The following is a 14,172-nucleotide window of genomic DNA, read 5'->3' as shown; positions in this document are numbered from 1 at the left end:
CGTGGACGTCGCGGCTGCTGTAAGGACCGGCGCCATGCGGGACAGCTCCTCCTCCTCCGGCCTGCGCTTCATGAAGATGCATGGCCTCGGCAACGATTTCGTCGTGATCGACCTGCGCGATGGTAGTGCCGCGCCGGGCGAGGCGCTCGTGCGCGCCCTTGCGGACCGGCATTTCGGCGTCGGGTTCGATCAGCTCGTCCTGATCGAGGCGGCAAAGGATGCCGATGCGCGCATGGTCTTTCACAACGCGGACGGCTCGCTTTCCTCGGCCTGCGGCAACGCGACGCGCTGTGTCGCGCGCCACCTGCTGAACGAGACGGGCGCCGATACCGTCACGCTCGAGACCGGCCGCGGGCTGCTTCGCTGCGTCGATGCCGGAGGCGGGCTCGTGCGGGTCAACATGGGTGCGCCGCTACTGGAGTGGGACGCGGTGCCGATCGCTGGGCAGATGGACACGCTTCACCTGCCGATCGAGGGCGACCCCGTGGCGACGGGCATGGGCAACCCCCATTGCACGTTCTTCGTGGACGATGCCGAGGCGGTGGACCTCGCCCTCTTCGGCGCGGCGCAGGAGATCCATCCGCTCTACCCCGAGCGCACCAATGTCGAGGTCGTGCAGATCCTGTCCCGGACCGAGATCCGCGTGCGCGTCTGGGAGCGGGGGGCCGGCATCACGCTTGCGTCCGGCTCCTGCTCCTGCGCGGCGGCCGTGGCGGCGGCGCGTCGGGGTCTGACGGAGCGGCGCGTCCTCGTGCGGCTCGACGGCGGCACCCTGGATATCGATTGGCGCGATGACGGGGTTCACATGACGGGGCCGAGCGCTCACGTGTTCTCCGGAACGCTCACCCCCGCCTTTCTGGAGGCCCTCTGATGGATCGCCGCGCGCCCGTCTTCCATACCCTCGGCTGCCGCCTGAACGCGTACGAGACCGAGGCGATGAAGCGTCTGACGGACGAGGCGGGCCTCGGAGATGCGGTCGTGGTGAATACCTGCGCCGTGACGCAGGAAGCGGTGCGCAAGGCCAGGCAGGATATCCGGCGCCTCCGCCGGGAGAACCCCAACGCCACCGTTATCGTTACCGGCTGCGCCGCGCAGACCGATCCGGACACGTTCGCCGCCATGCCCGAAGTCGATCGCGTCATCGGCAATACCGAGAAGATGGCACCCCAGACGTGGCGCAGCTTCGCCGCCCCCGACCTCGTCGGAGAGACGGAACGGGTGCAGGTCGACGACATCATGTCCGTCACCGAGACGGCCGGCCACCTGATCGACGGCTTCGGCACCCGCTCCCGCGCCTACGTGCAGGTCCAGAACGGGTGCGACCATCGCTGCACCTTCTGCATCATCCCCTATGGCCGCGGGAATTCGCGCTCCGTACCGGCGGGCGTCGTGGTCGACCAGATCCGGCGGCTGCGCGAGAACGGATTCAACGAGGTCGTGCTGACCGGCGTGGACCTGACGAGCTGGGGGGCGGACCTGCCGGGAACGCCGAAGCTCGGCGATCTTGTGCGCCGGATCCTGAAGCTGGTGCCGGACCTGCCGCGCCTCAGGATCAGCTCCATCGATTCCATCGAGGTGGACGAGGCGCTGATGGAGGCCATCGCGACCGAGCCGCGCCTCATGCCGCACATGCACCTGTCGCTCCAGCACGGACACGACCTGATCCTGAAGCGGATGAAGCGCAGGCACCTGAGGGACGACGCGATCCGCTTCTGCGAGGAGGCTAGGCGGCTGCGGCCGGACATGGTCTTCGGCGCGGACATCATCGCCGGCTTTCCGACCGAGACGGAGGAGCATTTCGAGGACTCGCTCCGGCTCGTGGAGGAGTGCGGCCTGACCTGGCTGCACGTCTTCCCGTACTCGGCGCGGCCCGGAACTCCGGCCGCCCGGATGCCGCAGCTTCACGGGCAGCTCGTCAAGGAGCGCGCGGCACGGCTCAGGGAGGCAGGCGCACGGGCCGCCGAGGCGCATCTGTCGGCGCAGGTCGGCCGGACCCATGCGGTGCTGATGGAGAACGCCCGGATGGGGCGGACGGAACAGTTCGCGGAGGTTCTCTTCTCCGAGGATCGCCCGGTGGGCGACATCGTGCCCGCGACGGTGTCGGGCCACGAGGGCACGCAGCTTCTCGCCTGACCCTTCGGAAGAGTTGCAGAGGCCGCGCGCCGTACCGATCTGTAGGTCAGCTTGAGGGGGAGGAGACGTTCCATGCCGCCGGGACTGCTCGGAACGGGTCATGCGCTGCCAGCGGCGCGCCACACATCGGCCGATCTCGATGCGCGGCTGTCGCTTTCCCCCGGTACGCTCGAAGCGCGGAGCGGCGTGGCCGCGCGGTACCATGTCTCGGGCGACGAGGACCAGATCTCGCTCGGCGCCGCGGCGGCGCGGGCCGCGCTCGACGCTGCCGGCGTGGCGCCATCCGGGATCGATCTGGTTCTCTCCGCGTCCGGCATTCCCTACCAGACGCTTCCCGCAACCGCGCCGCTCTACATGCGTGCGCTCGGGATCGAGGACGGTCGGGCGGCGGCCTACGACGTCAACGCTACCTGCCTTTCCTTCCTCGCGGCGTGGGACATGGCCGCGCGGGCCGTGGCGGCGGGGCAGGCGCAGAGGGCGCTCGTGATCTCCTCCGAAATCGCCAGCCGCGCCCTGCCGTGGGACGCCCAGCCGGACGTCGCCGCGCTCTTCGGGGACGGGGCGGCGGCCGCCGTGATCGGGCCGGGGGAGGGTCCTCGCTTCCTCATGCGGACCTACCCGTCCGCCTACGAATCCTGCGAAATCGGCGCTGGTGGCACGCGAATCGATTACCATGCCGAGCCCGAAACCTTCGCCGCCCATTCCCGCTTCGCCATGGACGGCCCTGCGCTCTTTCGCGTGACGGCGCGGCATTTCCGCGGCTTCGTGGACGCGCTTCTGGAGAAGGCGGGCTGGGCGCCCGAAGAGATCGACCTCGTCGTACCGCATCAGGCCTCTCCCCATGCGCTCGGTCACATGATCCGTCATATGGGGCTGCCGGAGGAGCGCGTGGTGGATATCTCGCGGACGCATGGCAACCAGATCGCCGCCTCGATCCCGACCGCGCTCGACATCGCGATCCGGGAGGGACGGGCCCTAGACGGCGCGAAGGTGCTGCTCCTCGGCACCTCTGCCGGCGTCTCCTTCGGCGGGCTGGCCCTTGCCCTTTGACGGTCCCGTCCTTGTCACCGGCGCCACCGGGTTCCTCGGCGGCGCCGTCCTGCGGCGTCTCGCGGCGGACGGCACCCGGGCGGTGGGCATCGGCCGGGACCGGGGGCGGCTCGATGGTCTGGCCTCGGAGGGCTTCGAGGTCCGCACCGCCGACCTGACCCGGCGGGATGAGGTGCGCACGGCCCTTGCGGGAGGGGCGGGCGCCCTGGTCCACTGCGCCGCGCTCTCCGCTCCCTTCGGCTCCCGCGCCGCCTTCGAGCGCGCGAATGTCGTGGCGACCCGAAACGTGCTCGCCGCCGCGCGGGAGGCCGGCACGCGGCGCTTCGTCCATATCTCCACCCCCAGCGTCGCCTTCCGGATGGCCGACCAGATCGGCCTCCGGGAGGATGCGCCGTTGCCGCGCCCCATCAATCACTACGCCGCCACCAAGGCCGTGGCCGAGCGCCTCGTTCTGGAGAGCCCGGACCTCGGGCCGGTCATCCTGCGGCCGCGCGGGATCTACGGGGCGGGTGACACGGCGCTCCTTCCCCGTCTTCTGCGTGCCGCTGCGACCGGGCCGCTTCCCGAGCTGCGGGACGGTGCCGCGCGGATCGACCTGACGCACGTGGAGGATGTCGTGTCCGCCGTGCTCGCGTCGCTCCGGGCCGGGCCGGCGGCGGACGGGAAGGTGGTCAACGTCTCGGGCGGCGAGGTGCTGCCGGTGCGGACGATCGTGGAGGCAGCCGCGGGGCGCGCCGGCATCCGCGTTCGCTGGCGGAAGATGCCGCTCGGGCCGGTCCTCGCAGCGGCGCGCCTTTCCGAGGCGGCGGCGCGGATCACCCGGCGGGAGCCCCGCGTCACCCGCTATTCCGCCGGGCTCTTCGCCTATGCCCAATCGCTCGATCTCACCCGCGCTGCCACCCTTCTGGGCTGGCATCCGGGGATCCCCTTCGCCGAAGGGTTGGAGCGGACATTCCGATGATCCCGGTCTTCCACACCTCCGCCACCGTCCGCGCTCCGGAGCGGCTTGTCCTCCGAGGCGGGCGCTGGGCGCGGGTGTCCTTGCGTGTGCGGTGGGGGCTTGCCGAGCATCCGGCGGCGGGGCTCGGCCTGATCGATCTCGGCTACGGCCCGGCCCTGTTCGGGCGAGGGGGCGCGCTCGGGATCTATGCCAGGGTGCTGAGGCCCCGTCTCCTTCGCGGAGGGGCGTGGCAGGAGGTGCTGGCGAAGAAGGGGGCGGCGCCCGAAGACGTGTCCTGGGTCCTTCTCACCCATCTGCACGCCGATCACGTCTGCGGCCTGCCGGCGCTCGCCCATGCCCGCCTCTTCGCTCCCGGCGTCACGCCGGGCCTGCGCCACGGTGTGTTTCCGGCGCTTCTTCCGCGGGACTGGCCCTCCTGCCGAACGGCCTACGAGAGCTTGCCGCACCTGCCCGCCCCGCTCGGCCTGCCGGAGGGCGCGGATGTCTTCGGGGACGGTTCCTGTCTCGCAGTTCCACTTCCCGGCCACGCCGCGGGGCAACGGGGGCTGGTCTTCACGCGATGCGATCCCCCGCTTCTCTACGCGGCGGACGTGCAATGGTGCGCCGCCGGCCTCGCGCCGGGCCGGGCGCCCGGCGCGCCCGCGATGTGGATCGCCGATGACAGGTACGCGGCAGGGGAGAGCACGCGGCTCGTCCGCCGGTTCGCGGATGGAGGCGGGGATGTGGTGCTCTGTCACGAGCCCGGGAAAGGGACGTACGACGCATGATCCTCCGGGCCGCCGCCTCCTACGCCCTGACCACCAGGGTCACGCGCCCCGGCCTCTCCCGCGCGCGCTTCGAGGCGTGGCAGGCGCGGCGGCTCGCCCGCTGGCTCGCCCGCGATCTGCCCCGCGCGCCGTTCTACGGGAAGGTCCCCGAACGTCTTGCCGACCTTCCCGTCACCGACAAGGCGACCCTCATGGCCGATTTCGCGGCCTTCAACTCCCGCGGCGTGACGGCAGAGGCGGCATGGGAGGCCATCGAGGACGACAGCCGGATCGGAGACCTCACCGTCGGTGCGAGCACGGGCACCAGCGGCAACAAGGGCCTCTACGTCATCGACGAGGCGGAGCGGGCGGACTGGCTCGGTGCGGTCCTCGCGAAGGCGCTGCCGGACATCTGGCGGCGGGCGGAGCGGGTGGCGATCCTCCTGCCGACCCATACCCGCCTCTACGACGCGGCCAACCGGGCCGGCCGCACCCGCCTTCGGTTCTTCGATCTGAAGGCGGGCCCAGATGCTTGGCAGGACGACCTAATCCGGTTCGCGCCGACCACGCTCGTCGCGCCGCCCTCGATCCTGAGGCATCTCGCCGGGCGGATGGCGCCGCCTCGCCGCTGCTTCTCGGCCGGTGAGGTGCTGGATCCCGCCGATCGCCCGGCCATCGAAGACTGGCTCGGCGGGACGCTGGGGCAGATCTACATGGCGACGGAGGGGCTGCTCGGTGTCACCTGCGCGCATGGCACGCTGCACCTCGCCGAGGATGCGACGCTGTTCGAGTTCGAACCGGCGGGAGAGGGCCTCGTTTCCCCGCTCGTCACGGGCTTCCGGCGACATGTGCAGATCATGGCGCGTTACCGGATGAACGATCTCGTACGCCTGTCCGAGGCTCCGTGCCCTTGCGGCTCCCCGCTTCTGGCGGTGGAGGCGGTGGTGGGCCGGATGGACGATGCGCTCCGGATCGGAGGCGTGCTTCTGACGCCGGATATCCTGAGGAACGCGATCATCGGGGCGGACCGGCGGATTTCGGATTTCAGGCTGGAACAGACAGGCCCCGAGACGTTGCGGTTGTCGCTTGAGGCGTACGCGCCCGAGGACGCTGCGGGAGCGGCGGCTGGTGCGCTGGAGGGGCTGCTCGCGGGGCGCGGGATCTCGCCCCTGATCGAGGTGCGCAAGGGGTGGCCCGCGGAGGCGCCCGGAGAGAAGCGCCGCCGCGTGCGCCGCGCATTGCGGTGAGCTTCTTCGACACGCTCAACTTCACGTCCTCGAACGAGGATGGCGCGACCGAGGTCGAGGCCCTGACGCGAGGCGGTCCGCCCGCGCGCGTCCTGTGCCTGACCGGCAGCGGGGGGCGGCCGCTCGACATGCTGATGGCGGATCCCGGCGAGGTCGTCGCGCTTGATCTGAACCCGGCGCAGAACGCACTCCTTCGGCTGAAGATCGCGGCATTCCGGGCATTGGACGATGCGGAGATCCCGGCCTATCTCGGGATCGCTCCGGCCGAGACCCGCGCCGCGCTCCATGCCCGCGTCCTGCAGGCCATGGACAGGGAGGGGCGCGTCTTCTGGGAGCCGCGCGAAGGGCTGGCGCTCGGCGGTGTCTGGTATGCCGGACGGTGGGAGAAGGTCCTGCGAATCGGGGCGCGGCTGAACGGGCTGTACCGGGGCCGGGCGATCGCGCGCCTCTTTGCGGCGGGTGGCGTAGGGGAGCAGGCGGCGATCTGGGAGCGCCAGTTCGACGACGGGCTCTGGCGCGGGGCGATCCGCCTTCTGGCGCGGCGCTGGATCTGGACGCGGATCGTCGGAGAGCCGGGAGGCGCCTTCCTGCCCTCCCCGGCCCTGGTGGAGCAGCGGCTGGCCGGCGCCTTCCGTCGCGCCTCGGCCCGTTTCCTCTTTCGTGACAGCGACTTCGCGTCCCTTATCCTGAGGGGGCGGCACGACGCCGCCGCGCTGCCGCTGCATCTGCGCCCCGAGGCCATCGCCATCACCCGCGACAGGCTGGACCGGATCCGCATCGTCACCGGCGGGATCGGGGATCTGGGGCAGGGGGCGCTCGCCGGTTTCGACGCCTTCTCCCTCTCCGATTTCGGCTCGTATACCGATGCCGCCATGCATGCCGCGCTTTGGGAGAGGATCGCGGCGGCCGCCGCGCCGGGCGCGCGCTACGCGGAACGGACCTTCCTGAACGCCCTGCCGCGGCCCCCACACGCAGAGGAGGACCCGGCCCTCTCCGCGCACCTGTCGGAACGCGACCGGGCCATCGTCTACCGGGTCCACGCGGGGCGGATCACCGGCGGCCGGGGTTTCACCGGATGACGCAGGGGACTACAGATGGCTGCAACGCTCACTGATGGAGGCCACGACATGACGACCCGGTCGAACTCGCTGGCGCAGGCGGATCTCGCCACCGCGCTTCACCCCTACACCGATGCGCGCGCCCACGAGCAGCGCGGTCCGCTCATCATCGAGCGGGGCGAGGGGGTACGCGTCTTCGACAGCGAGGGACGCGACTACATCGAGGCGATGTCCGGCCTGTGGTCCGTCGCACTGGGCTTCTCCGAGGAGCGTCTGGTGAAGGCCGCGACGGCGCAGATGGAAAAGCTGCCCTATTACCACTCCTTCACCCACAAGGCGCATGAGCCCTCGATCCGGCTCGGCGAGAAGCTCGTGGAGATGGCGCCCGAGGGGCTGACGCGCGTCTTCTTCACCAATTCGGGCTCCGAGGCGAACGACACCGTCATCAAGATGGTCTGGTTCATGAACAACGCCCTCGGCCGGCCGAAGAAGAAGAAGTTCCTGGCGCGGACGAAGGGGTATCACGGCATCACCATCGCCTCGGGGAGCCTCACCGGCCTGCCGAACAATCACCGCGATTTCGACCTGCCGGCGATCCCGGTCGTGCACCTGACCTGTCCGCACCATTACCGCTTCGGCCATGAGGGCGAGAGCGAGCAGGACTTCGCGAAGCGCCTGATCGCGGAGGCGGAGGAGACGATCCTGCGCGAGGATCCGGACACCATCGCCGCCTTCATCGGCGAACCCCTGATGGGGGCCGGCGGCGTCATGCCCCCGCCCGAGGGCTACTGGGACGGCATCGCCGCGCTGTGCAAGAAATACGACATCCTGCTCGTCGCCGACGAGGTCATCAACGGTTTCGGCCGGCTCGGAACGACGTTCGGCTGCCAGAAATACGGCTTCACGCCGGACATCCTCGTCACCAGCAAGCAGCTCACCTCCTCCTACCTGCCGCTTGCGGCGATCCTGTTCTCGGAGAAGGTCTACGACGCCATCGCCGACAACACCCACACCATCGGCACCTTCGGCCACGGCTACACGGCCACCGGCCACCCGGTCGCCACGGCGGTGGGGCTGGAGAACCTCGCGATCATCGAGGAGCGGGATCTGGTCGGCAACGCGGCCCGGATGGGCGAGCGCCTGCAGGAGGGCCTCGCGATCCTGAAGGATCATCCGCTCGTCGGCGAAGTTCGCGGCGAGGGCCTCATCGCCGGGGTCGAGCTGGTGGCGGACAAGGCGAAGAAGACGCCGTTCGATCCCATCGGCAAGGTCGGCACACGCGCCTTCGAGATCGGCCACGAGGAAGGGCTGATCATCCGCAATGCCGGCGACACCCTCGCGCTCTGCCCGCCGCTCATCGTGACCGAGGAGGACGTGGACGCGATCCTCGCCCGCCTCACCCGCATCATCGACCGGACATGGGAGTGGGTGCAGGCCGAGGGCCTGAAGGGCTGAACCGATCAAGGGCCGGAGCGGGGATGGACCCGTCGCTCCGGCCCTTCGCGAAGCCATCCCGAAAGGAGCGCCCATGCGTAACCTGATCAAATGGGCGCTCATCCTCGCGACGCTCGGCCTCGCGGCCGCGTCCTTCGCCGCGCTCATCGAAACGAACCGCTGGTGGATCCGGATGACGGATTTCCCGCGGCTGCAATATGCCATCGGCCTTCTCGTCCTGCTGGTTCTCATCGGCATGGCCCGCGCCGTTCCCGTCCGGGTGCGCGCAATGCTCGCGGCCGCAGCGCTTGCGGCTCTGGCGTACAACGCGGTGAAGATCGGTCCCTATCTCCTCGGCACGCGCGGGGAGCTGGCCGCCTGCGCACCGGACAGCCAGATCTCGGTCATGGTCGCGAACGTGCAATTGCGGAACCGCGATGCGGGCGGTCTCGTACGCCTCGTCCGGGACCGCTCGCCCGATCTTCTTCTCGCCCTCGAAACCAACGAATGGTGGGACGAGGAGCTGTCCGCGCTTGCGGGCGAGATGCCCCATACCGTCTCGGAGATCACCGGAAGCTATTTCGGGATGCACCTGTTCTCCCGGCTGCCGCTGTCCCAGACGGAGACGATCTACCCGGTGGAGCAGGACACCCCTGCCATCCTCGCGACCGTCACGCTCCCTTCAGAGGACACCGCGCGCTTCATCGGCCTGCACCCCAGGCCGCCGCATCCGGGGCAATCCTCGACCGGGCGGGATGCCGAGCTGATGTGGGCCGCGCTTCGGGCGCGGGAGGCTGGGCCGGGCGTGATCCTTGCCGGGGACATGAACGCGACGCCTTGGGAGCGCACGGTGGAGCGGACCCAGCGGATCGGCGCCCTGATCGATCCGCGGGACGATTCGGGATTCCTTCCGACCTACGACGCGAAATCGTGGTGGATGTCATGGCCGCTCGATCAGGTCCTGCACGGAAGCGGCCTGTCCGTCATGGAGATGGAGGTGCTCCCCGGTTTCGGCTCGGACCACTACCCCGTCGAGGTCACGCTCTGTCATCGCCCGTCCGGGCGGGAGGCACCCGAGCTGCGGCCGGACGACATGTCCGAAGCGCGCACCACGCTGGACGCCGCGCTGGAGGGCAGGGCCGAGGCGCACTGACGCGCTCCTCCTCGCCCCCCCCTCGAAACGAAAAGCGCCGGCCCCGTCGAGGCGGGGCCGGCGCTTTCATTTTGTCCCCTCGTCAGCCAGACGCCCGGGAGGACCTGCCGGGGGCGTCCTCAGAAGCTGTAGCTCAGACCGATGTTGAGCGCGTTCGTCACGATGTCCGTCTTCAGCTCGCCGCCATTGTCGAGATCGGCGGTGTTGGAGGAGTAGGTCACCTTGTACTCCCCGAAGACCGACCAGGCGTCGGTGAGCGCGTAGGACGCGCCGGCCATCAGGGCGACGGCGGGGCCGGTCACCTGGTACTCGAACGTGTCGGAGCCGTTGCGCTCGACCTCGACATGGGGAACCGAGAGGCCGGCGCCCGCGCCGACATAGGGCGTGATGGCGCCGGAGGCGAACTGACGCGGCCAGCGATAGAAGACGTTGGCCGTCAGGAAGTTGATGCCGTCCGTCATCTCGAGCTGGTCGAAGCCTTCATCCTCGAGCGTGTCGTCGGAGGCATAGACCTTGGAGTGGTCGAGCTCGATGCCGAAGCCGAGATTCGCCGAGCGCCACCACGTCGCGCGGATGCCGTAATGCGGCGGCGCCTCGCCCGAACGGCCTTCCCAGTCCGCGAGGAAGTTGAAGTCATCGGTGCCGTCATCGCCCTCGACGCGGCTGTGAGGAGCGTCCTGAACGCCGCCGTAGAAGCTGAGCTCGATCTCGGCGGCGGCGGGCAGGGCGGTAAGGCCCGTGGCAAGGACAGCAGCCGAGGCGGCGATGGGGAGATTGCGCATGTGTCATGTCCTGTAGGGAAGAAGCCGACGTTTCATTTGCGATTAGCACAAGCCGGCGGCGTTGTAAGGGCGCAACTGAACGGGGGTGACGCGCCGGGTTGCGACCCTTTGGCGCCGCCACAATCGCAATTGGCGACTGGACGGAGGCGCCCCGTCGGCATAAACCCGCCCCGACCCGCCCGTGGAGTGTTTCCCCGGAGCGATGACGGATGGGCCCTCTCAGGGGCCATTGAGACGAAGAGGCCCCTACGGGCGGGGCCAGCCAAGGAGAGGAGCTTTTCCTTGTCCCACGCCGACGATTCGCACACCGCCACTCGACGGGATTTCCTGTATTACGCAACTGCGGGCGCAGGGACGGTCGCCGTTGGTGCGGCCGTCTGGCCGCTCGTGAACCAGATGAACCCCTCTGCCGACGTTCAGGCACTGAGCTCGATCCGGGTCGACGTCTCCTCCGTGGAGCCGGGCACCCAGCTGACGGTTCAGTACCTCGGCAAGCCGGTGTTCATCCGGCGCCGCACCGAGGAGGAGATCGAGGCCGCGCGGGCCGTCGATCTGTCCGACCTGCAGGACCCGGTGGCCCGCAATGCCAATATCGACTTGGCCGCGCCGGCGACCGATCCCAACCGCGCCCTGCCGCCTCCGGGCGACGAGGGCAGCGAGGAATGGCTCGTCATGATGGGTGTCTGCACCCACCTCGGCTGCGTCCCGCTCGGTGACGGTGCCGGCGATTTCGGTGGATGGTTCTGCCCCTGCCACGGCTCGCACTACGACACCGCCGGCCGCATCCGCCGCGGTCCCGCACCCGAGAACCTTCCGATCCCGGTCGCTGGGTTCGACGGCGAAACAACAATCGTTCTGGGCTGAGGGGGGAGACGCCATGTCAGGTATTCCGCACGACCATTACGAGCCCAGGACCCGGGGCGAGCGCTGGCTGAACGGCCGCCTCCCGGTGATCGGTCTGCTCTACGACACGCTCATGATCCCCACCCCACGCAACCTGAACTGGATGTGGATCTGGGGCATCATCCTCGTCTTCTGCCTCGCGATGCAGATCATCACCGGCATCGTTCTGGTGATGCACTACACGCCGCATGTCGACATGGCCTTCGCCTCCGTCGAGCACATCATGCGCAACGTGAACGGCGGCTTCATGCTGCGGTACATGCATGCCAACGGCGCGTCCCTGTTCTTCATCGCGGTCTATGCCCACATCTTCCGCGGCCTCTACTACGGCTCCTACAAGGCGCCGCGCGAGGTCACGTGGATCATCGGCATGCTCATCTATCTTCTGATGATGGGCACGGCGTTCATGGGTTACGTCCTGCCCTGGGGCCAGATGTCCTTCTGGGGCGCGACCGTCATCACCGGCCTGTTCGGCGCGATCCCCTTCATCGGCGAGAGCATCCAGACGTGGCTCCTCGGCGGGCCCGCCGTCGACAACGCCACGCTGAACCGCTTCTTCAGCCTGCACTACCTGATGCCGTTCCTCATCGCCGGTCTCGTGATCGTCCATATCTGGGCGTTCCATTCCACCGGCAACAACAACCCCACCGGGGTCGAGGTGCGGCGCACGTCCAAGGAGGAGGCCGATAAGGACACGCTCCCGTTCTGGCCCTACTTCGTGCTCAAGGACCTGTTCGCGCTGGCCGTGATCCTGGTGATCTTCTTCGCCGTGGTCGGCTTCATGCCGAACTACCTCGGACACCCCGACAACTACATCGAGGCGAACGCCCTCTCGACGCCGTCGCACATCGTGCCCGAATGGTACTTCCTGCCGTTCTACGCGATCCTGCGGGCCTTCACCGGCGACGTGTGGATCGTCATCGCGGCGAACTGGATCACCTTCGGCCTCGTCGATGCGAAGTTCTTCGGCGTGATCGCCATGTTCGGCGCGATCGCGGTCATGGCCCTGGCGCCGTGGCTCGACACCTCTTCGGTGCGCTCCGGACGCTATCGGCCGATGTTCAAGTGGTGGTTCGCTGGCCTCGTTGTCGATTTCTTCGTTCTGATGTGGTGCGGCGCGATGCCGGCCGAGGAGCCCTACGCCTCGATCTCGCTCGTCGCGTCGGCCTACTGGTTCGGTTACTTCCTCGTGGTCCTGCCGCTGCTCGGCGTCTTCGAGAAGCCGCTGCGCCAGCCCGCCACCATCGAGGACGACTTCGCCGCGCACTATCCCGGCGAAACCCACGAGAGCTCCACGAGCGGGCTCGTGCCCGGCGCGAAGAGCCCGGCGGAATGATCGGAAAGGACGATTTCGCGATGTTTCGACCCCTGACCATCGCGGCGGTCCTCGCCGCAGGTGTCGCCTTGCCGGTTGCCGCTCAGGAGAGTGACGCCGACCAACCCTCCCGGCCCGTCCTTCAGGTGGCGCCGTCAACCGTGACGCCGCAGGCGGACGCCGAAGCGGCGCCGGCCGAAGCGGACGATGTGGACGCGGCGCCGGACCTTGCGGACGGCGAGGACGCTGCCGAAGAGGAGCCCGCGGAAAACGCGGTGACCCTCGACGCAGCGGACGAGGCCCCCGAGGCGGATGCCGACGAGGCCCTGGACATCGAGGTGACCGACGAGGTTACTGAAGAGCCCGAGGCCGCGGACGCCGAGGTGACCGACGAGGTTACTGAAGAGCCCGAGGCCACGGACGCCGAAGTGACCGGAGAGGCTGCTGAAGAGCCCGAGGGCGCTGAAGGGGTCGACGCGGCAGAGCCAGGCGCGGACGAGGCTGTTGCCGAAGAGAGCGACGACGCCGCCGAAGATGGCGAAGAGACCTCTCCCGCGCTCGAAGCTGCCGAACAGGGCAGCGCCGAGGGCATCGAGGCCGGCGAAGAGCATGCAGCCGAAGGCCACGAGGACGACGAGGCGCATTCCGAAGGCGGGCACGACAGTCACGTCGTGAACTACGACTTCTCCTTCGAGGGGCCGTTCGGCGCCTACGACCAGATGCAGCTTCAGCGGGGCCTTCAGGTCTACACGGAAGTCTGCTCCGCCTGTCACGGTCTGCGCTATGTCCCCTTCCGCACGCTGAGCGCCGAGAGCGGTCCCGGCCTTCCGGAAGATCAGGTTCGCGCCTACGCCGCCTTCTACGAGGTGTTCGATCCGGACCTCGACAACTTCCGCACGGCGACCCCGCCGGATCACTTCCCGCCGTCGGCTCTCGAAAACGCGCCGGACCTGTCGCTGATGGCGAAATCCCGGACCGGCTTCCACGGCCCCGCCGGCACCGGTATCTCGCAGTTCGTCAACGGGATCGGCGGGCCGGAATACGTCGCCACCCTTCTCACGCATTATACCGGTGAGGAGTACGAGCAGGCCGGCACGATCCTTTACGGCAACGAGACCTTCCCAGGCGGCCGCATCGCGATGCCCCCGCCGCTCTCCGAAGGGCTGGTCGAGTACGAGGACGGAACGCCCGCGACTGTCGAGCAGATGGCGCTCGATGTCACGGCCTTCATGATGTGGACGGCCGAGCCGAAGCTGATGGAGCGCAAACGGGTCGGCTTTGTCGCGGTGATCTTCCTCGGCCTTTTCGCGGTTCTGCTCTACCTGACGAACAAGCGTGTCTGGGCGCCGATCAAGCATCGCTACAAGGGTGACGGGGACGCGTAAGTCCT

The 14,172-nt window shown here is 69.0% G+C and carries 13 protein-coding genes; 12 read left to right on the top strand and 1 reads right to left on the bottom strand.

Features of this window, described 5'->3' with window-relative positions:
• The first annotated feature begins 34 nt into the window (after positions 1-34).
• From dapF to RM543_RS01070, 9 genes are all read left to right on the top strand, one after another.
• The gene (dapF, locus tag RM543_RS01110; protein ID WP_311688815.1) at positions 35-871 is read left to right on the top strand and encodes a diaminopimelate epimerase; all 837 of its coding nucleotides are present in this window, start codon (positions 35-37) and stop codon (positions 869-871) included.
• Entirely contained in the window at positions 871-2,133 is a 1,263-nt protein-coding gene (gene mtaB, locus RM543_RS01105) for a tRNA (N(6)-L-threonylcarbamoyladenosine(37)-C(2))-methylthiotransferase MtaB (RefSeq protein ID WP_311688813.1), read from the top strand. The genes dapF and mtaB overlap by 1 nt, the downstream gene beginning before the upstream one ends.
• 72 nt (positions 2,134-2,205) lie before the next feature.
• Entirely contained in the window at positions 2,206-3,183 is a 978-nt protein-coding gene (locus tag RM543_RS01100) for a 3-oxoacyl-[acyl-carrier-protein] synthase III C-terminal domain-containing protein (RefSeq protein WP_311688810.1), read from the top strand.
• A complete protein-coding gene (locus RM543_RS01095; protein WP_311688808.1) occupies positions 3,173-4,144 on the top strand; it encodes an NAD-dependent epimerase/dehydratase family protein in 972 nt (323 codons plus the stop codon). The genes RM543_RS01100 and RM543_RS01095 overlap by 11 nt, the downstream gene beginning before the upstream one ends.
• Complete coding sequence (locus tag RM543_RS01090; protein WP_311688806.1) at positions 4,141-4,911, top strand: MBL fold metallo-hydrolase; 771 nt, start codon at positions 4,141-4,143, stop codon at positions 4,909-4,911. Before RM543_RS01095 ends, RM543_RS01090 begins: the two co-directional genes overlap by 4 nt.
• Entirely contained in the window at positions 4,908-6,137 is a 1,230-nt protein-coding gene (locus RM543_RS01085) for a CoF synthetase (RefSeq protein ID WP_311688804.1), read from the top strand. Before RM543_RS01090 ends, RM543_RS01085 begins: the two co-directional genes overlap by 4 nt.
• Positions 6,134-7,216 carry a DUF3419 family protein gene (locus RM543_RS01080; RefSeq protein WP_311688802.1) on the top strand — a complete coding sequence of 361 codons (1,083 nt, stop codon included), beginning with the start codon at positions 6,134-6,136 and terminating at the stop codon, positions 7,214-7,216. The genes RM543_RS01085 and RM543_RS01080 overlap by 4 nt, the downstream gene beginning before the upstream one ends.
• A 48-nt stretch (positions 7,217-7,264) precedes the next feature.
• Entirely contained in the window at positions 7,265-8,650 is a 1,386-nt protein-coding gene (locus RM543_RS01075; protein ID WP_311688800.1) for an aspartate aminotransferase family protein, read from the top strand.
• A 73-nt stretch (positions 8,651-8,723) separates the two neighbouring features.
• Positions 8,724-9,782 carry an endonuclease/exonuclease/phosphatase family protein gene (locus RM543_RS01070; protein WP_311688798.1) on the top strand — a complete coding sequence of 353 codons (1,059 nt, stop codon included), beginning with the start codon at positions 8,724-8,726 and terminating at the stop codon, positions 9,780-9,782.
• 119 nt (positions 9,783-9,901) lie between these two features.
• Here the strand turns inward: RM543_RS01070 and RM543_RS01065 are convergent, their stop codons facing one another.
• Positions 9,902-10,564 carry an outer membrane protein gene (locus tag RM543_RS01065; protein WP_311688796.1) on the bottom strand — a complete coding sequence of 221 codons (663 nt, stop codon included), beginning with the start codon at positions 10,562-10,564 and terminating at the stop codon, positions 9,902-9,904.
• 282 nt (positions 10,565-10,846) lie between these two features.
• Here RM543_RS01065 and petA point away from each other — a divergent pair, with 282 nt between their 5' ends.
• Genes petA through RM543_RS01050 form a run of 3 tightly spaced genes read left to right on the top strand, consistent with a single transcriptional unit; the run spans position 10,847 to position 14,167 of the window.
• Positions 10,847-11,428: a ubiquinol-cytochrome c reductase iron-sulfur subunit gene (gene petA / locus RM543_RS01060; protein WP_311688794.1), complete on the top strand. Its 582-nt coding sequence runs from the start codon at positions 10,847-10,849 to the stop codon at positions 11,426-11,428.
• Positions 11,429-11,441: 13 nt separating this feature from the next.
• On the top strand, positions 11,442-12,803 hold the full coding sequence (locus RM543_RS01055; RefSeq protein WP_311688792.1) for a cytochrome b: 1,362 nt from the start codon (positions 11,442-11,444) through the stop codon (positions 12,801-12,803).
• A 20-nt stretch (positions 12,804-12,823) separates the two neighbouring features.
• Positions 12,824-14,167, top strand: a complete 1,344-nt coding sequence (locus RM543_RS01050; protein WP_311688791.1) for a cytochrome c1 — start codon at positions 12,824-12,826, stop codon at positions 14,165-14,167.
• Positions 14,168-14,172: the final 5 nt, after the last annotated feature.

Origin of the sequence: Tropicimonas omnivorans (assembly GCF_031846565.1) — a bacterium.
Lineage (GTDB): Bacteria > Pseudomonadota > Alphaproteobacteria > Rhodobacterales > Rhodobacteraceae > Tropicimonas_B > Tropicimonas_B omnivorans.
This window is presented reverse-complemented; position numbering and strand designations above follow the sequence as displayed.